This is a genomic window from uncultured Tateyamaria sp. (assembly GCF_947504105.1).
GTDB lineage: Bacteria > Pseudomonadota > Alphaproteobacteria > Rhodobacterales > Rhodobacteraceae > Tateyamaria.
The window spans coordinates 1-22,515 of record NZ_CANNGP010000049.1; the positions used below are offsets into that span (position 1 = coordinate 1).

General features: G+C 62.4%; 28 protein-coding genes and 2 riboswitches. Of the genes, 21 read left to right on the plus strand and 7 right to left on the minus strand.

Annotated elements, in window-relative coordinates; translation table 11 throughout:
• Positions 1–94: 94 nt before the first annotated feature.
• Both Q1A75_RS20270 and Q1A75_RS20275 read right to left on the minus strand, forming a co-directional pair.
• Positions 95–487 carry a 5-carboxymethyl-2-hydroxymuconate isomerase gene (locus Q1A75_RS20270; protein WP_299550202.1) on the minus strand — a complete coding sequence of 131 codons (393 nt, stop codon included), beginning with the start codon at positions 485–487 and terminating at the stop codon, positions 95–97.
• Between the two features lie 22 nt (positions 488–509).
• On the minus strand, positions 510–1,958 hold the full coding sequence (locus Q1A75_RS20275) for a cobyric acid synthase (protein ID WP_299550201.1): 1,449 nt from the start codon (positions 1,956–1,958) through the stop codon (positions 510–512).
• A gap of 97 nt (positions 1,959–2,055) precedes the next feature.
• Here Q1A75_RS20275 and Q1A75_RS20280 point away from each other — a divergent pair, with 97 nt between their 5' ends.
• A complete protein-coding gene (locus tag Q1A75_RS20280; protein ID WP_299550199.1) occupies positions 2,056–2,208 on the plus strand; it encodes a hypothetical protein in 153 nt (50 codons plus the stop codon).
• Between the two features lie 17 nt (positions 2,209–2,225).
• Here the strand turns inward: Q1A75_RS20280 and Q1A75_RS20285 are convergent, their stop codons facing one another.
• The 4 genes from Q1A75_RS20285 to Q1A75_RS20300 form a co-directional block, all read right to left on the minus strand.
• Complete coding sequence (locus Q1A75_RS20285; protein ID WP_299550197.1) at positions 2,226–2,681, minus strand: metal-dependent hydrolase; 456 nt, start codon at positions 2,679–2,681, stop codon at positions 2,226–2,228.
• A gap of 1 nt (position 2,682) precedes the next feature.
• The gene (cobO, locus tag Q1A75_RS20290; protein WP_299550195.1) at positions 2,683–3,294 is read right to left on the minus strand and encodes a cob(I)yrinic acid a,c-diamide adenosyltransferase; all 612 of its coding nucleotides are present in this window, start codon (positions 3,292–3,294) and stop codon (positions 2,683–2,685) included.
• Between the two features lie 135 nt (positions 3,295–3,429).
• On the minus strand, positions 3,430–3,636 hold the full coding sequence (locus Q1A75_RS20295; protein ID WP_299550193.1) for a hypothetical protein: 207 nt from the start codon (positions 3,634–3,636) through the stop codon (positions 3,430–3,432).
• Between the two features lie 84 nt (positions 3,637–3,720).
• Positions 3,721–4,062 carry a hypothetical protein gene (locus tag Q1A75_RS20300; protein WP_299550191.1) on the minus strand — a complete coding sequence of 114 codons (342 nt, stop codon included), beginning with the start codon at positions 4,060–4,062 and terminating at the stop codon, positions 3,721–3,723.
• Between the two features lie 291 nt (positions 4,063–4,353).
• A riboswitch (cobalamin riboswitch) is annotated at positions 4,354–4,590 on the plus strand.
• Between the two features lie 84 nt (positions 4,591–4,674).
• Between Q1A75_RS20300 and Q1A75_RS20305 the strand changes: the two genes are divergently transcribed.
• From Q1A75_RS20305 to cobJ, 7 genes are read left to right on the plus strand one after another with little or no spacing between them, the layout of a single operon-like run.
• Positions 4,675–5,049, plus strand: a complete 375-nt coding sequence (locus Q1A75_RS20305) for a DUF1636 domain-containing protein (protein WP_299207462.1) — start codon at positions 4,675–4,677, stop codon at positions 5,047–5,049.
• Position 5,050: 1 nt separating this feature from the next.
• The gene (cobW, locus tag Q1A75_RS20310; protein ID WP_299550189.1) at positions 5,051–6,106 is read left to right on the plus strand and encodes a cobalamin biosynthesis protein CobW; all 1,056 of its coding nucleotides are present in this window, start codon (positions 5,051–5,053) and stop codon (positions 6,104–6,106) included.
• A gap of 24 nt (positions 6,107–6,130) precedes the next feature.
• Positions 6,131–9,364, plus strand: a complete 3,234-nt coding sequence (gene cobN, locus Q1A75_RS20315) for a cobaltochelatase subunit CobN (protein ID WP_299550187.1) — start codon at positions 6,131–6,133, stop codon at positions 9,362–9,364.
• Positions 9,361–10,470 (plus strand): cobalamin biosynthesis protein CobG, encoded by a 1,110-nt coding sequence (locus tag Q1A75_RS20320; RefSeq protein WP_299550185.1) that lies wholly within the window; start codon positions 9,361–9,363, stop codon positions 10,468–10,470. The genes cobN and Q1A75_RS20320 overlap by 4 nt, the downstream gene beginning before the upstream one ends.
• 3 nt (positions 10,471–10,473) lie before the next feature.
• Positions 10,474–11,103 carry a precorrin-8X methylmutase gene (locus tag Q1A75_RS20325; protein WP_299550183.1) on the plus strand — a complete coding sequence of 210 codons (630 nt, stop codon included), beginning with the start codon at positions 10,474–10,476 and terminating at the stop codon, positions 11,101–11,103.
• Positions 11,103–11,837 (plus strand): precorrin-2 C(20)-methyltransferase, encoded by a 735-nt coding sequence (cobI, locus tag Q1A75_RS20330; protein WP_299550181.1) that lies wholly within the window; start codon positions 11,103–11,105, stop codon positions 11,835–11,837. The genes Q1A75_RS20325 and cobI overlap by 1 nt, the downstream gene beginning before the upstream one ends.
• Positions 11,834–12,586 (plus strand): precorrin-3B C(17)-methyltransferase, encoded by a 753-nt coding sequence (gene cobJ / locus Q1A75_RS20335; RefSeq protein WP_299550179.1) that lies wholly within the window; start codon positions 11,834–11,836, stop codon positions 12,584–12,586. Before cobI ends, cobJ begins: the two co-directional genes overlap by 4 nt.
• Here the strand turns inward: cobJ and Q1A75_RS20340 are convergent.
• Positions 12,559–13,314 carry a cobalt-precorrin-6A reductase gene (locus tag Q1A75_RS20340; RefSeq protein WP_299550177.1) on the minus strand — a complete coding sequence of 252 codons (756 nt, stop codon included), beginning with the start codon at positions 13,312–13,314 and terminating at the stop codon, positions 12,559–12,561. The genes cobJ and Q1A75_RS20340 overlap by 28 nt on opposite strands.
• Here Q1A75_RS20340 and cbiE point away from each other — a divergent pair.
• From cbiE to Q1A75_RS20405, 13 genes are all read left to right on the plus strand, one after another.
• Positions 13,313–14,524 (plus strand): precorrin-6y C5,15-methyltransferase (decarboxylating) subunit CbiE, encoded by a 1,212-nt coding sequence (gene cbiE / locus Q1A75_RS20345; RefSeq protein WP_299550175.1) that lies wholly within the window; start codon positions 13,313–13,315, stop codon positions 14,522–14,524. The genes Q1A75_RS20340 and cbiE overlap by 2 nt on opposite strands.
• The gene (locus Q1A75_RS20350; protein WP_299550173.1) at positions 14,521–14,877 is read left to right on the plus strand and encodes a cobalamin biosynthesis protein; all 357 of its coding nucleotides are present in this window, start codon (positions 14,521–14,523) and stop codon (positions 14,875–14,877) included. Before cbiE ends, Q1A75_RS20350 begins: the two co-directional genes overlap by 4 nt.
• Positions 14,874–15,668 (plus strand): precorrin-4 C(11)-methyltransferase, encoded by a 795-nt coding sequence (gene cobM, locus Q1A75_RS20355; RefSeq protein ID WP_299550171.1) that lies wholly within the window; start codon positions 14,874–14,876, stop codon positions 15,666–15,668. Before Q1A75_RS20350 ends, cobM begins: the two co-directional genes overlap by 4 nt.
• Entirely contained in the window at positions 15,661–16,968 is a 1,308-nt protein-coding gene (locus Q1A75_RS20360) for a cobyrinate a,c-diamide synthase (protein WP_299550169.1), read from the plus strand. The genes cobM and Q1A75_RS20360 overlap by 8 nt, the downstream gene beginning before the upstream one ends.
• Complete coding sequence (gene cobA / locus Q1A75_RS20365; RefSeq protein ID WP_299550167.1) at positions 16,965–17,684, plus strand: uroporphyrinogen-III C-methyltransferase; 720 nt, start codon at positions 16,965–16,967, stop codon at positions 17,682–17,684. Before Q1A75_RS20360 ends, cobA begins: the two co-directional genes overlap by 4 nt.
• Positions 17,685–17,751: 67 nt before the next feature.
• Positions 17,752–17,942, plus strand: a riboswitch (cobalamin riboswitch).
• A 50-nt stretch (positions 17,943–17,992) separates the two neighbouring features.
• Positions 17,993–18,670, plus strand: coding sequence for an energy-coupling factor ABC transporter permease (locus Q1A75_RS20370; RefSeq protein ID WP_299550165.1), 678 nt, complete (start codon positions 17,993–17,995; stop codon positions 18,668–18,670).
• 55 nt (positions 18,671–18,725) lie between these two features.
• On the plus strand, positions 18,726–19,469 hold the full coding sequence (gene cobF / locus Q1A75_RS20375) for a precorrin-6A synthase (deacetylating) (protein WP_299550163.1): 744 nt from the start codon (positions 18,726–18,728) through the stop codon (positions 19,467–19,469).
• 98 nt (positions 19,470–19,567) lie between these two features.
• Positions 19,568–20,401, plus strand: coding sequence for an urease accessory protein UreD (locus Q1A75_RS20380; protein ID WP_299550161.1), 834 nt, complete (start codon positions 19,568–19,570; stop codon positions 20,399–20,401).
• A 4-nt stretch (positions 20,402–20,405) separates the two neighbouring features.
• Positions 20,406–20,708, plus strand: coding sequence for an urease subunit gamma (locus Q1A75_RS20385; RefSeq protein WP_299550158.1), 303 nt, complete (start codon positions 20,406–20,408; stop codon positions 20,706–20,708).
• Positions 20,709–20,728: 20 nt separating this feature from the next.
• Positions 20,729–20,893: an LPXTG cell wall anchor domain-containing protein gene (locus Q1A75_RS20390; RefSeq protein WP_299550155.1), complete on the plus strand. Its 165-nt coding sequence runs from the start codon at positions 20,729–20,731 to the stop codon at positions 20,891–20,893.
• Positions 20,890–21,195 carry an urease subunit beta gene (locus Q1A75_RS20395; protein ID WP_299550152.1) on the plus strand — a complete coding sequence of 102 codons (306 nt, stop codon included), beginning with the start codon at positions 20,890–20,892 and terminating at the stop codon, positions 21,193–21,195. The genes Q1A75_RS20390 and Q1A75_RS20395 overlap by 4 nt, the downstream gene beginning before the upstream one ends.
• Positions 21,196–21,225: 30 nt before the next feature.
• On the plus strand, positions 21,226–22,047 hold the full coding sequence (locus tag Q1A75_RS20400) for a cyclase family protein (RefSeq protein ID WP_299550149.1): 822 nt from the start codon (positions 21,226–21,228) through the stop codon (positions 22,045–22,047).
• The gene (locus Q1A75_RS20405) at positions 22,047–22,442 is read left to right on the plus strand and encodes a carboxymuconolactone decarboxylase family protein (protein WP_299550147.1); all 396 of its coding nucleotides are present in this window, start codon (positions 22,047–22,049) and stop codon (positions 22,440–22,442) included. The genes Q1A75_RS20400 and Q1A75_RS20405 overlap by 1 nt, the downstream gene beginning before the upstream one ends.
• The last annotated feature ends 73 nt before the right edge of the window (positions 22,443–22,515 follow it).

Below are 22,515 nucleotides of genomic sequence, written 5' to 3' on the forward strand. Positions count from 1 at the left end.
AAATTTGAGTTCTCCACGCTCAATGCCCTTGCTACCGTTGCTCTCAGATGTTGACCGAACGTCCACGGTAGATATTTCCAGCCAGAAGAATCTTTCAGTGCATGTCCGGCGGCAGGTAGTTGCGGATCGAGCTGGTTTTGCGGCTGTGGTTTGGATCGATCTCTCGAAGTTCGAGGGACAGCATGAAAGGGTGATGCGCAATGTGGTCTGCGGTGAAGGTCTTGGCTGTGTCAAAGACGGCATCCGTTGCCAGAGTTTTCTGGTCTTCGGCCCGCCCCGCGGCCAACCGGATCACAATGTCGACGAAACTGTGTTTTGGATCACCATCCGCGATCACGCTGTGGTGCGCAGCATGTGCGCGCACCCGAATGCCTGCCGCGGGAAACACACCGGTAGCCGCCGCTGCGTCCTTGAGCGCAACGCAAAGGCCGTGCATGTCCAACTGATCTTCGAGATTGGCGGAATAGTCGATCACGATATGAGGCATGTGCGAACTCTGTGCCCCCGCCCTATCGTGCGCAAGCCAAAAGCGCGTCGATGTCGAGATGGGTTTCGAGATGGTCCGCCAATGCATCGAGCGTGACCTCCACGGTGTCAGCATAGGACGCGTTGCCGTGGTTCACACCAAACTCCGCAAGCCAAGCCCTCCGAAAGCCATCGTCGCGGAACATACCGTGCAGATAACTGCCCGCAATCCGTCCATCCGCACTGATCGCGCCTTCGTCCTGACCCGCAACCTGCGCGAAGGCGCGCGCGCGGTCAGGTCCTTCGCTGCATCCAATGTGGATTTCGTATCCGTAAAAGGCTTGCCCTGTTGGAATATGAACCGCCTCGACGGTGGTCAACCGCTTGTCATCGGTCATCGTGGTCTGGACATCCAGCAGTCCAATCCCATCCGTGACACCTGCTGGCCCTTCAATGCCCTCAGGGTCGTCCACCACCCGTCCAAGCATCTGGAACCCGCCGCAAATCCCCAAGACAGCCCCGCCGCGCCGCACATGCGCCCGGATGTCTTCGTCCCATCCTTGTGCCTTGAGAAATTGCAGGTCGCCTCGGGTGGATTTGCTACCTGGAATGATGACCACATCCGTGTCTGCGGGCAGTGGTTGGCCCGCATGCAGCATGGTCAACCGCACCCCCGGCTCTTGTGCCAACGGGTCAAGATCATCGAAATTCGCGATACGCGACAGCTTGAGGCACACGACATGTAGGCCGTCAGGACGACGTGGTGTCGCGATATCCAACGCATCCTCTGCTGGCAGTTTCCAGGCATCCGAAAACCAAGGCACCACGCCAAAGCCACGCCACCCTGTGTGTTTTTCAATCAGGGCATAACCATCGTCAAACAGGCGCGGATCACCGCGAAAGCGATTGATCAGAAAGCCTTGGATCAGTGCTGCGTCTTCCGGATCGATCACGGCCTGTGTTCCCACAACCTGCGCAATCACCCCGCCACGGTCGATGTCACCGACCAGGATCACCGGGCAGTCGGCGGCGCGGGCAAAGCCCATATTGGCGATATCGCCCCGGCGCAGGTTCACCTCGGCCGGGCTGCCTGCCCCTTCGACGAGCACTAGATCGTGTTCCTGCTTCAACCGACAAAAGCTGTCTAGAACATGCGCCATAAGCTGCGGCTTCAATGCCGCGTATTCGCGGGCCTGTACGGTGGTCAGGCGCTTGCCCTGCACCACGACCTGGCTGCCCACATCCGTCTCAGGCTTCAGAAGCACCGGGTTCATGTCGGTATGCGGTTCCAAGCCGCAGGCCATGGCTTGCAGCGCCTGGGCGCGCCCAATCTCGCCCCCATCGGTCGTCACGGCGGCATTGTTCGACATGTTTTGCGGCTTGAAAGGGGCGACGGACAGGCCTCGGCGCTTTGCCGCGCGGCACATGCCCGACACCAGCATCGACTTGCCGACATTCGAGCCAGTGCCTTGAAACATGAGGGCTTTCGCCATGATACCTCCATCCTGACATCGCAGAAATGCCAGATTCGTCACGCAAGCTGATGCGACGATCACTTACATGACACCACACAAACGAAACGGAAAGATCATGTTGGATTTCACAAACACACCCGAACGCCGCAAACGCGCGGCCAAGGCGCGAGCGCGCAAAACAATGATCCTGATGGGGCTGGCAATCGCTGTGCCAGCAGCAGCTTGGGCAATTGATCTACAAAGCCTGGGATTGCTGACAAGCGGCTGAGGGCTTCAGCCATCTATTCATGTTCGGCGCGCACTTGCGAAGAGCAGCAGCGCAGCAATGCAGAGTGCGATTTCGACCGCAAAGGTCCAATGCAGTAGGAATGACAACACCCAATGCGCTTGGGTGGCAGGCACAATGACAAGCGGCGTGGCTTCATCCAAAACTGGCCAAGCCCATGCGACTTTGCCAGCGATGCTATCAAGAGCAAGATGTAGCAGCGCACCCAATCCAAGGCCTACAACAACGCTTCGCCGGATAGTGACACCGATCAGAAGCACAACCGCCCAGACCAAGGGTCTATGTGTCAGATAGTCGTGGTGATGTGTCTGCTGACCATCGACGAGGAAAAACCACAGGATATCCACGTCCGGAATCACACTACCAACGATAACCCCCGAAAAAACGGCGGTCGCACCCAAGGCAGCAAATGCCCGCGCAGCGAGATAGCCAGCGGCCAAATGGCCAACGATCACATTAAAACTCCACGCCCTTCTGCGCCTTCACGCCCAGATCTTTGAATGGGTGCTTCACCAGCGCCATCTCGGTCACGAGGTCTGCGGCCTCGATCAACTCGGGCTTCGCGTTCCGGCCTGTCAGCACCACATGCGTCATCTCGGGCTTTTCCGTCATCAGGAAGTCCACAACCTCGTCGATATCCAGATAATCGTAGCGCAGCGCGATGTTGATCTCGTCCAGCAAGACAAACTGGATCTCGGGATCAAGGATTTGCTCCTTGGCAATCTTCCAGCCGTTCTGTGCCGCCGCGATGTCCCGCTCGCGGTCCTGGGTTTCCCATGTGAACCCTTCTCCGGATACAAAGAACCGGCACTCATCCGCGAACCGATCCCGCAGGAACGTCTTTTCCCCCGTGTCCCAATTGCCCTTGATAAATTGAACCACCGCACACGGCATGCCGTGTGAAATACAGCGCATGATCATCCCGAACCCAGACGAGGATTTGCCCTTGCCCGGTCCGGTATGGACCATGATCAGGCCCTTTTCCTCGGTCTTGGTCTCCATCATCTTGTCGCGGGCCGCCTTGATCTTTTTCATCTTGGCGTTGTGGCGTTCGGTGATGTCGTCCATGGCGTCCTCCGGTGTTGGTTGGCCAAGTGGTGCCACTATTTGACCGGCGCGACCAGAGGCGTTTGTGCGGATCAGGTCAAGCGATCCCGTAAGAGTCAGAAATCATCACGAGTTTCACCCGTGAACTGGCATGCCTCACACGCTGGCGCCTAAGATGTCGCCCTGCCCCACGGCATCTTCGACCTGCATCAGAAGCGTATCACCCCTGTGGTGATAATCGGGAACGAACGTCTGAGCACCTTCTTCGCACACATCCAGCAAGAACAAGAGAAGGTTACCGCTCAACCAAAGATCAAACCGGTCAGCGTGGTGTCCGATAATGAGAAAACGCGACACGTCCATTCGAAGAACCTTAGAAGATAGAATCGTATCATGAGAGGAAGCGTGCTGAGCCAGCCGCTGAAGTGACGGTCGAAGCAGTAGAGGTCAGTCAGGATATGTCCAAAGCTCTTCATCGGCCTGAATAGCCTCAACGACCGCTTGCGCGCGATTCAGTGCGCCCCGAGAGGCTCCCAATCTCATGTAGTTCGCCTCGATGTCGACGAGATAGCTGACAACAATCTGATCAGATATGCCTCTACGAAGCTGGCTCGCAGCCTGAAGCAAGTACCTGTCATACTCGTCTGCAAACGGTATGCAGTCCTTGTCCTCCCACTTCTGATCGGCTCCAAGCAGTCCTATCGGGTCCCACTTCGACCAACCAATATCGCGTAGTCTAGATAGCTTTACCTTGGGCGCGGGCGTCAAAGTGGGATCAGGACGTGACATGACAACTTGCTGTTATTGTGTTCGGCGTCTTCAGGTTACCCGATCCCAACAGGCTTAGCAGCCCGAAGACCTCATATTCTTCAAAGCTGAAAAACCATGCGCCTGTCGGGCGTTTTGATGACAGTGCTGCCTTGCAGAGCCAATAGCATTCTTACTCTGCTTCGATACACAGGATCCTGTCGAGGTGCATGACAGTACTTTTCTGTGCCATGGGGCGTCCATGTACGATCGAAACAGCGGATGTACCGTGAAGTCACTGCCGCGTTCCCGCTTGACTCTGTATCGCCGCCCGCGCACTACGGTCGAGTTGGTGCTCGGGGTCCGCTCCGGGTGAAAAGGGAATGCCGCGCAAGATTTTCGCAGAAAAATCTCGCAAACGCAGCCGCCCCCGCGACCGTGACCGGAGAGGTCCCCCCACGCCACTGGCCAAGCGCCGGGAAGGCAGGGTGGCCGATGAGGCCCGCTCTCAATGGAGAGGCGCCTCGAAATCCGCAAGCCGGGAGACCTGCCAGCGAGAGAAGACGAAACCGGACGGGGTGTGCCGGGTGTCGGGAACCAACGGCCCCCTCGCCGCCCGCCATCTGCCATGCTGTCCCCTGACAGGGAAAGAACATGGCCGATTTGCCCCCCGTGGAACTCTTGGTCTGCGTGAAATGCCGCCGCGAGTTGGAGGTGCCTGAGGACGGCACCCGCCCTGGCGAAGCGCTACATGCCGAGCTTGCCAATCGCACCATGCCCGAAGGCGTGACCCTGAAGGCCGTTGAATGCCTGTCCAACTGCTCCTCCGGCTGTTCGGTCGCCGTGCGTGGTGGCGCGCAGCGCTGGACCTATGTCTACGGCAACCTGATGGAAGACCGCGACGCCGACATGGTGGTTGAAGGCATCGGCAAATATGCCGCCACCTCCGATGGCATCGTGCCGTGGCGCGAACGCCCCGAACATTTCCGCAAAAACTGCATCGCCCGCATCCCCCCGCAGGAGTTCTGATATGGCAAACCTGAACAAAGTCCCCGTCACCGTCATCACCGGCTTTCTCGGCTCCGGCAAGACGACCCTTGTGCGTCACCTGATGCAGAACCCCCAAGGCAAGCGCCTTGCCGTGATCGTCAACGAGTTCGGCGACGTGGGTGTCGATGGTGACATCCTCAAAAGCTGTGCCATCCCAGATTGCCCCGCCGAAAACATCATGGAACTGGCAAACGGCTGCATCTGCTGCACCGTGGCCGACGACTTCATCCCGACAATCGAAGCGCTCATGGCGCTCGACCCGCAGCCCGAACACATCCTGATCGAAACCTCCGGCCTTGCCCTGCCCAAACCGCTGCTCAAGGCGTTCGACTGGCCCGATATCCGCAGCCGCATCACGGTGGACGGTGTGATCGCTTTGGCCGATGCCGAAGCCGTCGCCGCAGGCCGCTTTGCCCCAGACGTGGATGCCGTGGATGCCCAGCGCGAAGCCGATGACAGCCTAGATCACGAAACACCGCTCTCGGAAGTTTTCGAAGATCAGATCAGTTGCGCCGACATCATCCTGCTGACCAAACCCGACCTTGCGGGCCCCGAAGGCATCGCCAAGGCCAAGGCGGTGATCGAGGCCGAAGCCCCGCGCGCCCTGCCTGTTGTCGAAGTGGCCGAAGGAGCAGTCGATCCCCGCGTGATCCTTGGGCTTGAGGCCGCAGCGGAAGACGACATGGACGCGCGCCCGTCCCACCACGACGGGCATGACGACCACGAACATGACGACTTTGAGAGCGTCATCATCGATATCCCCGAAGTCAGCGATCCGGCAGAGCTCGTCGTCCGGATCGAAGCCATGGCCAAGACGCAGAACATCCTGCGGGTCAAAGGCTACGCCGCCGTCGCTGGCAAGCCCATGCGCCTACTAGTCCAGGCCGTCGGTGCCCGTGTTCGCCACCAGTTCGACCGCCCGTGGGGGCCGGACGAGGCGCGGCAGGGCCGTTTGGTCGTGATTGCCGAACATGACGACGTGAACGAAGCAGCCATTCGCGCCGCCCTGGTCCAAGTCACCGAAGCCGCCGAGTAACGAAACCGCCCCAAGGCCCCAGCCATGCATGTCGTCTTCCGCGAAAGCCACGGGCTCGAAGAGACCGAGACACCCACCGATCTGGGGCAGACGCCCGCGGATCTGGTGGTGCTGTCGTTCTCTGACAGCGACCTTGGTGCCTTTGCGGCGGCGTACCATCGTGCGGACGGGAAGTTGCCGACCGTGCGGCTGGCAAATCTCGTCGGCCTGAAACACCCGCTGTCTGTCGACACCTATGTCGAGCAAACGCTTGAAGGGGCCAAGGGCATCCTGATCCGGCTGATCGGCGGTGTGCCGTATTGGGCGTACGGGCTTCAACAGGTCGAGGCCTTCTGCCGCGCCAAGGGCATTGCGCTGGCCGTGCTGCCTGCCGATGGACGACCTGATCCGCGGCTCGATGAAATCTCTACACTCCCGGTCTCAACTCTCCGCCGGCTCGCACATCTCTGTGACACTGGCGGAGCAGTCGCGGCGCAAGCGGCCCTCGCTCAAATGGCCCTCGCCTCCGGCCTCTATGCTGGTCCGGTCAAAGGCGCCAAGGCACTGCCCGCAGTCGGTGCATGGACACCCGAAGACGGCGTTGCCTGTCCATTGATCCTCGCCGCAGACCACAAACCGCTGGTCATCGTCACCTTCTACCGCGCCTATCTTGCCGCTGCAGACCTGTCCCCGATCGAGGCGACATTCGCCGCCCTGCGCGCCCGCGGCTTCCGTGTTCTGGGCCTTTTCGCCCCATCCCTGAAGGCTCCCGAAGCCGCCGCATGGATGGCCCGCCAGATCGCGCATCTGTCCCCTGCCGCCATCATAAATGCGACAGCGTTCTCCGGCATCGGCAGCACCGGCACCTCACCGCTCGACGCAGGCGACGTACCCGTCTTCCAGATCGCCCTCGCCACCTCGACCCGTGACGCATGGGACGAGGCAGAGCGTGGCCTTTCCCCCACCGACCTTGCCATGCACGTGGTTCTGCCCGAAGTAGACGGCCGCCTGTTTGCCGGGGTCGCCTCCTTCAAGGAGCCGCAACCACGCGACGAGGCCCTGCAATTCGCCCGCTATGCACACAAGGCCGACGCCCGGCGCATCGACATGGTCGCGGATCGGGTGAAAGCATGGACGGACCTCGCCACCACCCCTGCCGCAGAACGCACCCTCGCACTGGTGCTCAGCACTTATCCGGGCAAGGATTGGAATATGGCTCATGCCGTGGGTCTGGATGCGCTCGCCTCAGCCGAAGCGATCCTGTCAGACCTCAAGGCCGCTGGTCACGACGCCGATCCCACCCCCGTTGCGTCCGCGCTTGAAACCGAAACGATCCGCTGGTCGCTTGACACCTACAAAGCCGCGTTGACGCAGCTCCCCACACGCTTGCAGGACGATCTGCATGCTGCTTGGGGAGATCCCGCTGCTGACACCATTGACAGTGCGTTCCACTTCCCCGCGACACGACGCGGGAACGTTCTGGTGGCCCTGCAACCCGAACGCGGCGCACCGGAAGCCCGGGATGACGACTATCACGATCTCTCCCGTGTTCCGCGCCACGCCTATGTCGCCTTCTACCTGTGGCTTCAAACACAGACGCAAGCGTTGATCCACATTGGTGCCCATGGAACGCTCGAATGGCTGCCCGGCAAATCCGTCGCCCTATCAGAAGAATGCTGGCCCGAAGCCCTCACCGGCACCCTGCCCGTCATTTACCCCTTCATCGTGAACGACCCGGGCGAAGCCGCCCAAGCCAAGCGTCGCATCGGCGCGGTCACGCTTGGTCACCTGCCCCCGCCAATGAAGGACAGCGCGACACCCGATCGGTTCGTGCGGTTGGAGTCATTACTTGATGAATTCTCCAACGCTGACGGCCTCGACCCCAAACGGCGCGACCGGCTGCAAGAAGACATCCGCGCTGAGGCACAGGCCATCGGCGTCGAAAATGACCTCGGCCTCGACCGCGCCAGCTGTTCGGCAGAGGCGATCACCCGCATCGACCGCTTCGTCTGCGATATCAAGGAAAGCCAGTTCGGCGACGGGCTGCACATCTGGGGTCAGAACGCTGATACCGAACGCATGGCCCTGATCGACGCCCTGAACGGCAAGCGCATTGCCGGTGGCCCGTCGGGCTCACCCCATCGCGGGCGACGGGATGTGCTGCCTACGGGCCGCAATCTCTACACCACCGATCCGCGCTCGGTCCCCACCCGCGCGGCCTATGCCCAAGGGGTGAAACTGGCCGAGGAACTCGTGCGCCGCCATCTGCAAGAGGAAGGCGACTGGCCGCGTGGTCTGATCATTGATCTCTGGGGCTCGGCCACCATGCGCACAGCGGGCGAGGAGTTTGCCATGGCGCTGCACCTTCTGGGCGTGAAGCCGGTCTGGGATCAAGGGTCAGAACGCGTGTCGGGCATCGAAGTGCTGCCCATCACCGACCTCGACCGCCCGCGCATCGACGTGACATTGCGCGTCTCGGGCCTGTTTCGCGATGTGTTCCCCACGCTCTCGGCCCTCTTCTCCCAAGCCATCCGAGCGCTGTCAGCTCGCGATGAAGCCCCGGATTGGAATCCATATGCCGGGACCACTCCGGAGGCTCGCGTCTACGGCCCCGCCCCCGGCAGTTTCGGCCTTGGCATGGGCGCCGATATCGAAACCTTCACTAACGATGCTCACACTGCCGCAGGCCAGGCTTGGCTCGCCGCCAGCGCCTATGCCCTCGACGGGACGAAGACTGAAAAGGATGAGGCCGGTATCCGCGCCCGCGTCGCCGCCGCCGACAGCTTCGTCCACCTGCAGGACCTGCCCGAGACGGACGTTCTCCTCGCCTCCGACTACGCCGCGCATGAGGCAGGCTTCGCTGCCGCCCAAGCTGTAACCGGGGGCAACGCCGCGCTCTACCACCTCGACAGCACCCAACCCGACCGTCCCCGCGCCCGCACCCTGCCCGAGGAAATCGCCCGCGTCGTTCAGGCCCGCGCGACGCAGGCCCAGTGGCTGCGCGGCATGATGCGCCACGGCTTCCGAGGCGGGGCCGAGATCGCCGCAACGCTCGACCACTTGGCCGCCTTTGCGCATCTCGCAGGCGTTGTCGGCCCGCACCTTTTCGATGCGTACCACGATGCGACCTTGGGTGACCCCGACGTCAGCGCCTTTCTCCAAGACGCCAACCCCGGCGCATACCAAGCCATGCAGGACCAGTTCGCCGCGCTGGATGCGGCAGGCCTCTGGCACACGCGCCGCAACTCAATCCGTGCGTCGCTTGAGGCCGCACAATGACGGTCAAAGGCTGGTGCCCCGGCGCATGGCGCCCGATGATGTCCGGCGATGGGCTGATCGTGCGCATACGCCCTCGTCTGGGGCGGCTGACCCGCGAACAAGCGCTTGGTCTCTGCGCCCTATCACAAAGCCAGGGCAACGGAATCATTGACCTCACCAGCCGCGCCAACCTGCAGATGCGCGGTGTGCAGGAGAACCGTCACGAACAGGTCCTGAGCGCCCTCTTTGATCTCGGCCTGCTCGACGCAACCGCCGAGGACGAGGCCCGGCGCAACATCATCGTCACCCCGACTTGGCAAGACGGTGACCTGACCGACTGCCTGCACGATGCCATCCTCAAAGCATTGCCAGACATGCCAGTCTTGCCCGCCAAGATGGGCATTGCAATCGATACCGGCCTCGCACCTCTGCTCTCAGACACCTCGGCAGACTTCCGGTTCGAGCGTGCCGCCATCGGAGATATCATCCTGCGTGCGGATAGCTCGGCCAAAGGCAAACGCATTACCGAAGACACCGCACCCGCCGCCCTCATCGAACTCGCCAACTGGTTCGTCGCCTCCGGCGGACCAACAGCCAGGCGCATGAGAAAGCACCTCGAAGCCACGACCTTGCCAGATGCATGGTCGGAACAGGAGCCTTTATCGACCGGACCACGCCTCTTTCCCGGAACCAACGACGCGGCCCACGTCTACGGCGCACCATTCGGCAGCATTGATGCAAGCGCATTGACGTCTCTCATAAAGGACAGCAATGCAACGGCCCTGCGTGTGACCCCGTGGCGCCTGTTCCTGCTAGAAAGCGCGCAGCCGTGCGCACCGCACGGGTTTGTCATCGATGCCGACGATCCGCTCCTGCAGGTTCACGCCTGCCCCGGTGCACCTGCCTGCGCTGCCGCCACGGTTGACACCCGCAGCCTCGCCCGCGCGCTGGCAAAACCCGGTCTGCACGTCTCGGGCTGCGCCAAAGGCTGCGCCCACCCGCGCTCCGCTGTCACCACGCTTGTGGGCCGTGACGGCGCGTATGACCTTGTGGAAAACGGACATCCATGGGATGCCCACCGCCAGCGCGGGCTTACGCGCGACGACATCCTGACCCCCGCGAGCTGACCCATGCCTTACGAATACGAAACCGATGGCGCGGCCATCTACCTGCAATCCTTCGCCACGATCCGGGCCGAGGCTGACCTCACCTACTTCGACAAGGACGAAGAACAGGTGGCCGTCCGCATGATCCACGCGGCTGGCATGGTGGGTCTGGAACAGCACTGCCGCTTCTCTCCGGGTTTTGTGCCCGCAGCCCGCACCGCCCTGGAAAACGGCGCGCCCATCCTCTGCGATGCCCGCATGGTCAGCGAAGGGATCACACGCCCGCGCCTGCCCGCAAACAACGAAGTGATCTGCACGCTCCACAATGACGGCGTCCGCGAACTGGCCGCCGAGATGGGCAACACCCGCTCTGCCGCAGCACTCGAACTCTGGCGCCCCCACCTCGCAGGCGCAATCGTCGCCATCGGCAACGCGCCCACGGCCCTTTTCCACCTGCTGAACATGCTCGAAGACCCCAACTGCCCTCGTCCCGCCGCCATCATTGGCTGCCCCGTGGGCTTTGTCGGCGCGGTGGAATCCAAAGACGCGCTCTGGGCCGATCAACCCGTTCCCTGTTGCATCGTGCAGGGACGGCTGGGCGGCAGTGCCATCACCGTCGCCGCCGTTAATGCCATCGCGAGCCGGAAAGAATAATGGCCGCCGCCCCCGGAACCGTTCACGGCGTCGGCCTTGGTCCTGGCGCGCAGGACCTGCTCAGCGTCCGCGCGGACCGGCTGGTGCGAAACGCTCAACACGTGGCCTTCTTTCGCAAGGCGGGCCGTCCGGGTCAGGCCCGGCGCATCGTCGACGGAATGCTGGCCGACAACGCTATCGAATTCCCCATGGAGTACCCGGTCACCACGGAAATCCCACTGACCGACCCGCGCTATAACGAAATCCTCAGCGCCTTCTACGCCGACTGCACGGACCACCTACGCTCCCTTGCTGAACAGGGCGAAGACGTAGTCGTTCTGTGCGAAGGCGACCCGTTCTTCTACGGCTCCTTCATGCACCTCTACACAAGGCTCGAACCCCACGTCCCGGTGCAGGTCGTGCCCGCCATCACCGGCATGTCCGGCGCGTGGACGGCAACAGGCGCACCGATCACCTGGGGCGATGATATCCTGACGGTGTTGATGGGTACGCTGGACGAAGACACTCTTGTATCTGGTATGGAACAGGCCGATGCCCTGGTGGTGATGAAGATCGGGCGCAATATCGACAAGGTGCGCAGCGCTCTGCGCCGCGCAGGCAAATTTGAGGACGCCTATCTGATCGAATACGCCGCCATGCCCAAGCAAAACGTGCAAAAACTGTGTGAGGCCGAGGGGAAAGTGACCCCTTACTTCTCGATCATCGTGGTGCACGGACAGGGCCGCCGCCCATGACCGGCTGGGTGCGCATTGCGGGCCTTGGGCCGGGGGATGACGCCCTGATCACGCCCGAAGTCACGGATGTGCTGGCTCAAGCTACCGACATCGTCGGTTACATTCCTTATGTCACGCGCATCGCGGATCGCCCCGGCCTGACCTTGCACGCAAGCGACAACCGTGTGGAAATCGACCGCTCACGCCACGCTTTGGATATGGCAAGTGAAGGCCGCAAGGTCGTTGTTGTCTCGTCCGGTGATCCCGGCGTTTTCGCCATGGCCGCCGCCGTTTTTGAGGCGGTCGAGGACGGGCCCGAACACTGGCGCAATCTCGACATCTCGGTACTCCCTGGGATCACCGCCATGCTCGCGGCCTCCGCCCGCTGCGGCGCACCTCTGGGCCACGATTTCTGTGCCATCAACCTGTCCGACAATCTCAAACCATGGAGCTTGATCGAAAAGCGCCTGCGCCTCGCTGCCGAGGGCGACTTTGCCATGGCCTTCTACAATCCCCGCTCCAAATCCCGGCCCGAAGGGTTCGTGCGCACGCTCGACGTGCTGAAAGAGGCGTGCGGTGATGACCGCCCGGTGATTTTTGCCCGCAACGTGACGCGCCCCGATGAAGAGATCAAAATCGTGCCCCTGTCCCAAACCACGCCCGACATGGCGGACATGCGCACCATGGTCATCGTCGGTTCGTCCCGCACCCGGATCATCACACGCGACGGTGCGCCAATCGTCTACACGCCAAGATCGACACCCGAATGACGCAACCAGTCCATCACCTGCGCCACGGAATGCGCCTCTTGCCGATCCGGCACAGCAGGTCGGTCGATCATGATGACCGGCAGGCCCAGCGCGCGGGCACCAGCGATCTTGGCATAGGCGCCCGTCCCGCCAGCATTCTTCGATACAACCAGATCAATGCGATGTTCCTGCATCAACGCCCGGTCGTCGGCCTCGGTAAACGGACCGCGCGACACCAGCACATGGTGATCCGGAAAAGGCGGCGGGTCTTTGGGCGGATCGACCAGACGCAGAAGATAGAAATGCTGCGGGTTAGGCGCGAACTCCGCCAGATGCATCCGACCGACGGCCAGCATGACGCGCACGGCGGGTTGGTCCAAGGCGGCCACAGCACCCGGAATGTCAGGCACACGGGTCCAGGCATCTCCGGCCTGCGCACTCCACGGCTTGCGGGTCAGTGCGATCAACGGAACGTCGGCCTTGGCGCAAGCCTCCACCGCATTCCGGCTCATCTGCGCGGCAAAGGGGTGGGTCGCGTCAATCACATGGGTGATCTGTTCGTCACGCATGTGCGCAACCAATCCGCCGACCCCGCCAAATCCGCCGATGCGCTGGGGCAAAGGTTGGCGCTTGGGCCTCTCGACGCGACCCGCAAAGCTGACCGTACCGACCAGCCCCGCTTTTGCGGCAGCGTTGGCAAAGGCGGTGGCCTCGGTCGTACCGGCAAGGATCAAGAGGTTGGCGCGCATGTCTGACCCTTGGTTGACGATCATCGGAATAGGCGAGGACGGAGTTGCCGGTCTGGGTGCCGCAAGTCAAGCCGCACTGACTGAGGCGGAGGTCATCATGGGCCCCCAACGCCATCTCGATCTTGTGGTTAAGAACCCCTTAAGCACAAGTGTCCCCGCGGGGACAGATCTCATCCCATGGCCCGTGCCCTTCGCGGATGGCATCGTCATCCTTGCATCCCTGCGAGGACAGCGCGTGGTGGTGCTGGCCTCCGGCGATCCATTCTGGTTCGGCGCAGGCTCCGTCATCGCGCGCAGCTTTGGCCCATCGGAGTGGATCGCCCTGCCCGGCCCGTCCTGCTTCTCGTTGGCCGCAGCCAGACTTGGCTGGGCGTTGGAACACACTGTCTGCCTCGGCCTCCACGCCGCACCGATGGCACGGATGCGCCCGCATCTAGCGCCAAACGTACGCCTGATCGTGACCCTGCGTGATGGCGACGCAGTTCCCGCGCTTGGCAGCTACCTGAATGCGCAGGGGTTCGGTGACAGCACCCTGCATGTGATGGAGCATTTGGGCGGGTCACAGGACCGCCTTACACAACACCGTGCCGACGCGATCAAAGGTACATTCGAGCACCCAGTCTGCGTCGCCGTCGACGTGGTCGGCGATGGTCCTGCCCTGACTGCCGCTACAGGTCAAGCGGACGACACGTTCCAAAGCGACGGGCAGATGACAAAACGCCCCATCCGCGCCATCACCTTGTCCACACTGGCCCCGAAGTCGGGTGAGCACCTTTGGGACATCGGCGGCGGCTCGGGTTCCATCGCGCTGGAGTGGTTGTTGGCCCATCCCTCGACCACGGCCACTACGGTAGAACCACGCGCCGATCGCGCCGCGCGGATTGCACAGAACGCACTGGACCTTGGTCTTGATCACCGGCTGACAGTGATTGAGGGCGCCGCACCCGACGCCCTCGCGGGTCTGAAGGAAGCACACGCAATCTTCATTGGTGGGGGTCTGTCCAAACCCGTGCTCGATGCCGCCGTTGCCAACCCAGCCCGCATAGTCGTCAACGCCGTGACACTCGAGGGCGAGGCCCTGCTGAGCGCGGCGCAGACCATCCACGGCGGCGACCTGATGCGCATCGCGCTTGGCAACGCCGCGCCTTTGGGCCCGAAACGGGGTTGGGCGTCCGCCTACCCCGTTGTGCAATGGAGCCTCGACCGATGATTGTTGCAGGGTTCGGGTTCAGCACACAGGCGACCACAGACAGCTTTGCCGACGCGTTGGCACAACATGCGGATGCCCCCGATGCGCTGGCGACTCTGGCAGAAAAGGCGGACAGCCTGACCGCATTTGCGAAATCTATGAACCTGACCGTCATCGCAGTCACCCAAGACCAGGCCGCAGGCCAGACAACGCACACCCAATCGGTTCGCAGCAGCACAGAAAAAGGCACACCGAGCGTGGCCGAGGCGACAGCCCTTGCCGCCGCAGGCCCCGACGCGCGGTTGATCAGCGCCCGCACCATATCCCAAGATCGCATGGCCACCTGTGCCATAGCCCAAGGACCAGACACATGACCGTACATTTCGTTGGCGCAGGCCCTGGTGCCCCCGACCTTCTGACCCTGCGGGGACGCGACCTGATCGCGTCCTGCCCGGTGTGCCTCTATGCCGGGTCGCTGGTGCCGGAGGCGATCCTTGACCACTGCCCCGAGGGCGCAAAGATCGTGAACACGGCGTCCATGGACCTCGACACCATCATGACTGAGATCGAGACAGCCCATGCAGCAGGTCATGACATCGCGCGGCTGCACTCAGGAGACTTGTCCGTATGGTCCGCTATGGGTGAACAATTGCGACGGATCAAGGCAGCGGGCATCCCATTCACAGTGACGCCCGGCGTGCCCTCTTTCTCTGCGGCGGCGGCAGCATTGGGCGCGGAACTGACACTGCCTGGCGTCGCCCAATCCGTTGTGCTGACCCGCACACCAGGACGCGCCACATCCATGCCCGAGGGCGAAACGCTAACAGACTTCGCAGCGACCGGCGCGACGCTGGCCATTCACCTGAGCATCGGGAATTTGGATCAAGTCATTGCCGACTTGACGCCAGCGTATGGCGCGGACTGCCCCGTCGCAGTCGTCTACCGGGCAAGCTGGCCGGACGAGCAGATCATCCATGCCACGCTGTCCACCTTGAAAGACGCCATGAACGACGGCATCAGCCGCACTGCCCTGATCCTTGTAGGCCATGCCATCGGGGCTGAGGGGTTTGACGAAAGCTGTTTGTATTCAACGGACTACGACCGCCGCTATCGCCCGCAAAGCGCGGACAGTCCATGGGCCAGCTGGAGTCATGGCGATGACTAAGGGCCTTATGATCTCAGCCCCCGCGTCAGGCACGGGCAAGACGACGGTGATGCTGGGCCTGCTGCGGGCCCTGCGGGATGATGGCATGGTCGTGCAGCCCTACAAGAGCGGGCCAGACTACATCGACCCGGCATTCCATCTTGCCGCTGCTGGGCGCGCCTCGTTCAACTTCGACACATGGGCGATGGACGGCAACCTGCTGGGCGGCGTCGCGGCGCAATCGCAGGGCGCTGACATCTGCGTGGCCGAAGGCTCCATGGGCCTGTTCGACGGTGTTGCCACACGCGGTCAGTCGGGCTTTGGGTCCAGTGCGGAAACCGCACTTGCCATGGGCTGGCCCGTCATTCTGGTCATCGACGTGGGCGGACAGGCACAATCGGCGGCGGCCACAGCGCTGGGGTTCAAAAGCTACAACCCAGACCTGCCTTTTGCCGGTGTGATCCTGAACCGGGTCGCCAGTCCCCGGCACGAACGGCTGACCCGGTTGGGTATGGAACGCGCAGGAGTGAAGGTTTTGGGCTGTCTGCCCCGGCGCGGCGATCTGAAGCTGCCCGAGCGCCACCTTGGACTTATTCAAGCGGTTGAGCATCCCGATCTTGAAGCAGCGATCGCGGGATACGCCGACTTCCTGCGCGAAAACGTGGACCTTGATGCGATCAAGGCCGCGGCGCAAGCCGGTCCGGCCCTTGATACGCATCCGCTACCAACACCACCCGCCCAACGTATCGCATTGGCTCGCGATGCCGCGTTTTCCTTTACCTACCCGCATCTGCTGGAAGGGTGGCGCGCGGCGGGGGCCGAAATCCTGCCCTTCTCTCCGCTGGCCGATGAAGCACCCGCGCCAGATGCCGATCTGGTCTGGTTGCCCGGCGGATACCCCGAATTGCATGGTGGCACTTTGGCGGCGGCCCACACGTTCCTTTCAGGATTGTGCAAGCACGCCAAGACCAAGCCGGTTCACGGTGAGTGTGGTGGTTATATGGTTCTGGGTGCCGGTCTGACCGACAAGGACGGCACGCGGCACGAGATGGCAGGTCTGTTTGGCCTTGAAACCAGCTTTGAAAAGCGGAAGTTCCACTTGGGCTACCGCCGCGCGGTTTTGGATGCGCCCATGCCGGGCTTTGCTGCGGGTGCAGCGCTGCGCGGGCACGAGTTTCACTACACCACGATCCTTGACGAACCCGATGAGCCCTTGGCTCAGGTGTCTGACGCGGACGGCAACCCGGTGCCTGAGACCGGGTCGCGGCGTGGCCATGTCACCGGCACGTTCTTTCACCTGATCACCGGGGAAACGGCATGACCGGTTTTGTCAGCTTTGTGGGCTCCGGTCCCGGCGACCCCGAGCTGTTGACGCTCAAGGCCGTGGACCGGTTGAAGCGCGCGGATGCGGTGTTGTTCGATGACCTGAGCGCGGGGCCCATCCTCAGCCATGCCCGCAGCGGTGCAGATCTTGTGGGCGTAGGCAAACGGGCCGGTCGTCCCTCACCAAAACAGCACCATGTGAGCCAGCTGCTTGTTGACTACGCGACCGAAGGTCAACGGATCGTGCGGTTAAAATCGGGTGACGGTGGCACCTTTGGGCGGTTGGAAGAGGAAACTGACGCACTCAAGGCCGCAGATATCCCGTTCGAGATCATCCCCGGGGTCCCCTCGGCCTGTGCAGCGGCAGCCGCAGCGGGCATTCCGCTGACCCGCAGATTGACCGCCCGGCGGGTGCAATTTGTCACCGGGCATGACGTGCGTGGTGCACTGCCCGAAGACTTGAACATGGCAGCTTTGGCCGATGGACAGGCCACGACCGTGGTGTTCATGGGGCAGCGGACCTTTCCCGCCTTTGCCGGGATGCTCATTCAGGCTGGACTGCCCGCCGACACACCGGCGCTACTGGCCGAAGGCGTGTCCACGGAGGCGCAGAAGCTGCACCGTACGACTGTTGCACAATTGGCCGAGGAACTGGGCCGGGGTGTCAGTGATGCCCCCGCCCTGATCCTTTACGGCGCGCTTGCAGAGGGCTGAGCGCGCGCAACGCCCTTTCCGCGCCGTCAAATGCCGCATCCGGACTTGTCCGGCTGGGAAATCAATGTAAACGTGACTTGACGATGGTGGCCCCGAAAGGGGTCTGAAAAGGGAACCGGGTGAAAGTCCCGGACTGCCCCCGCAACTGTGACCGGCGAGCGGCCCGGCATGAACCACTGGCCCCAAGATGGGGTTGGGAAGGTCCGGCCCCGCAGCGACCCGGCAGTCAGGAGACCTGCCATCGCGAAACGAAACATGCCGGGTCACCGGCCATTATGCCGCCGGGGTGGTGGCGAGGAGACACAGAGATGCATATCGAACCGGGCGTCGTGGATGGCGCGAAAATGGCGCTGGCCTACGGCACTGCAGCAGCTGCCGCGGGCTATTCATTCAAACTGGCCGCCGAGGACCTGAAACAGCACAGCGTGCCGTCCTTCATTTTGCGCGCCGTGATGGCAACCGTTGGCACGTTCGTGTTCTTCGAAGTGCTGCCGCATTTCCCGGTTGGCGTCTCCGAAGTGCACTTCATCCTTGGCACGACCCTGTTCCTGCTGCTGGGCCCGGCCGCCGCGGCCTTCGGTCTCGTGTTCGGCCTGCTGATGCAGGGCACGTTCTTTGCCCCGTCCGACATGCCCATGTTCTTTGTCAACATGACCACCCTGCTGTTCCCGCTCTTTGCGGTGCACGCGCTGGCCAAGCGGGTCGTTCCGCAAGCAACGGCCTATGTGGATCTCGACTATACCCAAGTGCTGAAGATGTCCGCCGTTTACCAAGGCGGAGTCGTGGCCTGGGTCGCGTTCTGGGCGATCTATGGTCAGGGCGTTGGTGCCGAGAATATCCAGTCTGTACTGGCCTTTGGCGGAGCGTATCTGCTGGTGATTCTGATTGAACCGATTGCGGATCTGGCCGTTTTGGCTGGGGCCAAGGCACTGCGCAGTGCGCGGGGCAGCGGCATCTTCACCAACCGGTTGTACGAAGCGGCTTGATCCCGCAACATAGGAATAAGGAAGGGGCCGCCACCGCGCGGCCCTTTTTTACACCATGACCCAGCTTTTCTTGATTGGCATCGGCACCGGCAATCCCGACCACCTGACGGGAGAGGCCAGGCGCGTGATGGCCGAGGCCGATCTATTTTTAATTCCGCACAAGGGGGACGGCAAATCCGATCTGGCCGATCTGCGGACACAGATTATTGCCGATCTGCGCGATGACGCGCCTATCGCCCTCTTTGACATGCCTGTTCGGGATGACAGCCTACCCTACATCGCCCGCGTCGACGCTTGGCATGATGAGATTGCAGCGCTTTGGACCGCCACTATGGCGCAATATCCCGCCGCCCGGAAGGTCGCGCTGCTGGTCTGGGGTGACCCTTCGCTTTATGACAGCACCCTGCGCATCGCTGCCCGATTGGACCCAATGCCGGAGGTCCGTGTGGTGGCCGGGATCACGTCGATACAAGCCCTGACAGCGGCTCATGCCATTCCGCTTAACACCCTGAACGCGCCTGTCACGATCTCGACCGGGCGGCGTCTGCGCGACCATGGCTGGCCTGACGGGTGCGAAACACTGGTGGTGATGCTGGATGGCGATTGCACCTTCCAGACCCTCGACGGCGACGCCTATGATATCTGGTGGGGGGCCTACTTGGGCATGCCGGAACAGATCCTTGATCATGGGCGATTGGCCGATGCCTCGGACCGCATTGTGGAGCGCCGTGCCACGGCCCGCGCGGCCCATGGCTGGATCATGGATACCTATCTGTTGCGAAAACTGCCCGAAAAATAGGCGATCCGCACAGGAATAGAACGCAGGTCGGGGGCAGAGGCTGGCCGAACACGTTTCGCAATGGTCATATCGAAGGGTATGAACGACCACGAAACCGAATGACTGCCCACCTGCCCCTGACTGCCACCACAACCTGCGCGCAACCACGCGCCATAGGGTCCGTGCGCCTGTTGACCAAGCCCGTGGGAGGGCAAACAGTCATTGACGGGCTGTACCAGAAAGGCGCGGCCAAGGTCGTCTTTCCGCGCGCCGCCCGCGGTTTGACAGCCGTACTATTGAACACGTCAGGTGGCGTGACGGGCGGGGACAGATTTGACTACGCAGCCACTGCCGGCGCGGGCACGCATCTGACGATGACCACGCAGGCCTGCGAACGCGCCTACCGCGCGCAACCGGGCGAGGTCGGGCGGGTCGAGACCCGCCTTACCGTCGAAGACGACGCAACACTTTGGTGGTTGCCGCAGGAAACGCTGATCTTTGACGGCTGTGCGATGACCCGGCGGCTGTCCTGCAATCTTGCCCCAACCGCCCGTGCCTTGATCGTTGAGCCGATGTGCGTCGGTCGCATCGCCATGGGCGAAGACACGGTGCGCGGCCATTTCTCGGATCGAATATCCATTACCCAAGACGGTGCGCCTTTGGTGTTGGATGCGTGGACACTGTCGGGCGATATGACCGCCCAGATGTCGGGCGCCGCCATCGGCGGCGGGGCCACGGCCATGGTCAGCCTGACCTACATCGCACCAGACGCCGAAGCACATCTGGCCCCCATCCGTGCCTTTTTGCCCGACACCGGCGGGGCCAGCCTCCTGACCGACGACACCCTTGTTCTGCGCACGCTCGCCCCCTCGGGCTATCACCTGCGCAAGACGCTTCTGCCCATTCTGGACCACCTCACCGGTGGTCACCTGCCCATCTGCTGGAGACTGTAACCCCATGCAACTCACCCCCCGTGAAAAGGACAAGCTGCTGATTTCCATGGCCGCCGAAGTGGCGCGCAAGCGGCTGGCGCGCGGCGTCAAACTGAACCACCCCGAGGCCATCGCCCTGATCACCGACGCGGTGGTCGAAGGCGCACGCGACGGACGCTCGGTCGCCGACATGATGGAGGCCGGTGCACAGGTCATCTCCCGCGACCAGTGCATGTACGGCGTGCCAGAGATGATCCACGACGTGCAGGTCGAAGCCACCTTTCCCGATGGCACCAAGCTAGTCACCGTCCATAATCCCATCCGCTGACAATCCCCGAAGGAAAATCCATGAAGACTCCGCTTGTCCCCCTCGCCGCCCTGCTGCCCATGGCCACCCCGGCCTTGGCGCACTCAGGCGCTCACGCGCACCCGCATGGATCGGAGCCCTGGATCGTTGCCATGGGCCTCGCGCTGATCGTCGGGGCGGCATTAGCGGCATGGAGGCGCAAATGATCCCCGGCGAAATCATCACGGCAGACGGGAATATCGAACTGAACACCGGTGCACAGGCCATCTCGCTGCATGTGGCGAACACAGGCGACCGTCCCGTGCAGGTCGGCAGCCACTACCACTTTGGCGAGGCCAACAGCGCGCTGGAGTTTGACCGCGAGGCCGCACGCGGTATGCGCCTGGATATCGCGGCAGGCACCGCAGTGCGGTTCGAGCCGGGACAGGCCCGTGACGTACAGTTGATCCCGATCGGCGGTGCGCGCAAGGTATACGGGTTTAACCAGCAGGTTATGGGCGACCTTTGAGCAGGGCAAACCTTTAGGGAGGAAAAGACGATGTGTGATGTGTGTGTGATGAACGCGGTGAAAGAGCGGATGCTCTCACGCCGGGATTTTTTCAAGACCAGTGCGGCGGTCGGTGCAGCCGCGACGGTGGGCATGGCGGCAGCGCCCGCAGCCATGGCAGCGGGCCACGGCGGCGTGGTCGATATGTCCCACAAGCTGAGCCCGGACTTTCCCACTTTCTTTGGCGTGCCCGGCATCTCGATGGAGCAGCAATTCAACTTTGCCGAACACGGCTTCAACCTGATGAACCTGGCGATCAACGAACACACGGCGACCCATATCGACGCGCCGCTGCACTTTTCCGCAGACGGCAACTCGGTGGATGAGATACCGGTGAGCGATCTGGTCATCCCGCTCTGTGTTGTCGATATCGCGGCCAAGGCGGCCGAGGACGCGGATGCGCAGGTAACACCCGATGATCTGAAGGCATGGATCGCGGCCAATGGCGACATCCCGGACAAGGCGTGCATCGCCATGCATTCCGGCTGGGCGGCCAAGTCCGGCGATGCGGCGGCCTATGTTGGAAACGACGCTGACGACGTCAAACACTTCCCCAGCTTCCATATCGAGGCCACGCAAATGCTGCTCGAGGAAACCACGGCTGTGGCCATGGCCGTGGACACCCTGTCACTCGACCACGGGCCGTCTCCTGATTTCGCCACCCACTACGCGTGGTTGCCGTCAGGCCGCTACGGGATCGAGAACCTGGCCGGTTTGGACAATGTGCCCGCTGCCGGGGCGACGCTTGTTGTGGGCGCGCCAAACCATGTCGGCGGCACAGGTGGTCCGGCCCGCATCTTTGCGATGGTCTGATGGCGACCCTTCCGCTCATATCGGACGAGGAGGCCAGCGCCGAGGTGCTGGCCGTCTTCGATGACATCCGCGCAACCCGTGGGACCGATTTCATCAATAACTTCTGGCAGGCGTTGGCGAATGATCCGGCGCTTCTGGCCACCACGTGGGACCGGTTGAAAGAGGTGATGGGTCCGGGCGAGCTCGATCCGCTGGTCAAGGAGATGCTCTACATTGCTGTGTCCGTGGCAAACGGGTGTGAATACTGCATCCACTCCCACACCGCGGCGGCCAATGCCAAGGGCATGACACTTGCACAGCATGGCGAGTTGATGAGTTTGATTGGCATGGCGATGCAGACCAACGGGTTGGTGACTGCGATGCAGGTGCCGGTGGATGAGGTGTTCAACGCATGAGTATCCGTCTTGTTCAAGTACGGTTTTGCATCCATAGCCTGTCTGCTTTGACCAATGCATTTGCGAGTTCGAT

Coding starts and splice junctions, on each gene's coding strand:
- Q1A75_RS20270 (WP_299550202.1), bottom strand. CDS start 487: ATGCCTCATATCGTGATCGACTATTCCGCCAATCTCGAAGATCAGTTG.
- Q1A75_RS20275 (WP_299550201.1), bottom strand. CDS start 1,958: ATGGCGAAAGCCCTCATGTTTCAAGGCACTGGCTCGAATGTCGGCAAG.
- Q1A75_RS20280 (WP_299550199.1), top strand. CDS start 2,056: ATGTTGGATTTCACAAACACACCCGAACGCCGCAAACGCGCGGCCAAG.
- cobO (WP_299550195.1), bottom strand. CDS start 3,294: ATGGACGACATCACCGAACGCCACAACGCCAAGATGAAAAAGATCAAG.
- Q1A75_RS20295 (WP_299550193.1), bottom strand. CDS start 3,636: ATGGACGTGTCGCGTTTTCTCATTATCGGACACCACGCTGACCGGTTT.
- Q1A75_RS20300 (WP_299550191.1), bottom strand. CDS start 4,062: ATGTCACGTCCTGATCCCACTTTGACGCCCGCGCCCAAGGTAAAGCTA.
- Q1A75_RS20305 (WP_299207462.1), top strand. CDS start 4,675: ATGGCCGATTTGCCCCCCGTGGAACTCTTGGTCTGCGTGAAATGCCGC.
- cobW (WP_299550189.1), top strand. CDS start 5,051: ATGGCAAACCTGAACAAAGTCCCCGTCACCGTCATCACCGGCTTTCTC.
- cobN (WP_299550187.1), top strand. CDS start 6,131: ATGCATGTCGTCTTCCGCGAAAGCCACGGGCTCGAAGAGACCGAGACA.
- Q1A75_RS20320 (WP_299550185.1), top strand. CDS start 9,361: ATGACGGTCAAAGGCTGGTGCCCCGGCGCATGGCGCCCGATGATGTCC.
- Q1A75_RS20325 (WP_299550183.1), top strand. CDS start 10,474: ATGCCTTACGAATACGAAACCGATGGCGCGGCCATCTACCTGCAATCC.
- cobI (WP_299550181.1), top strand. CDS start 11,103: ATGGCCGCCGCCCCCGGAACCGTTCACGGCGTCGGCCTTGGTCCTGGC.
- cobJ (WP_299550179.1), top strand. CDS start 11,834: ATGACCGGCTGGGTGCGCATTGCGGGCCTTGGGCCGGGGGATGACGCC.
- cbiE (WP_299550175.1), top strand. CDS start 13,313: ATGTCTGACCCTTGGTTGACGATCATCGGAATAGGCGAGGACGGAGTT.
- Q1A75_RS20340 (WP_299550177.1), bottom strand. CDS start 13,314: ATGCGCGCCAACCTCTTGATCCTTGCCGGTACGACCGAGGCCACCGCC.
- Q1A75_RS20350 (WP_299550173.1), top strand. CDS start 14,521: ATGATTGTTGCAGGGTTCGGGTTCAGCACACAGGCGACCACAGACAGC.
- cobM (WP_299550171.1), top strand. CDS start 14,874: ATGACCGTACATTTCGTTGGCGCAGGCCCTGGTGCCCCCGACCTTCTG.
- Q1A75_RS20360 (WP_299550169.1), top strand. CDS start 15,661: ATGACTAAGGGCCTTATGATCTCAGCCCCCGCGTCAGGCACGGGCAAG.
- cobA (WP_299550167.1), top strand. CDS start 16,965: ATGACCGGTTTTGTCAGCTTTGTGGGCTCCGGTCCCGGCGACCCCGAG.
- Q1A75_RS20370 (WP_299550165.1), top strand. CDS start 17,993: ATGCATATCGAACCGGGCGTCGTGGATGGCGCGAAAATGGCGCTGGCC.
- cobF (WP_299550163.1), top strand. CDS start 18,726: ATGACCCAGCTTTTCTTGATTGGCATCGGCACCGGCAATCCCGACCAC.
- Q1A75_RS20380 (WP_299550161.1), top strand. CDS start 19,568: ATGACTGCCCACCTGCCCCTGACTGCCACCACAACCTGCGCGCAACCA.
- Q1A75_RS20385 (WP_299550158.1), top strand. CDS start 20,406: ATGCAACTCACCCCCCGTGAAAAGGACAAGCTGCTGATTTCCATGGCC.
- Q1A75_RS20390 (WP_299550155.1), top strand. CDS start 20,729: ATGAAGACTCCGCTTGTCCCCCTCGCCGCCCTGCTGCCCATGGCCACC.
- Q1A75_RS20395 (WP_299550152.1), top strand. CDS start 20,890: ATGATCCCCGGCGAAATCATCACGGCAGACGGGAATATCGAACTGAAC.
- Q1A75_RS20400 (WP_299550149.1), top strand. CDS start 21,226: ATGTGTGATGTGTGTGTGATGAACGCGGTGAAAGAGCGGATGCTCTCA.
- Q1A75_RS20405 (WP_299550147.1), top strand. CDS start 22,047: ATGGCGACCCTTCCGCTCATATCGGACGAGGAGGCCAGCGCCGAGGTG.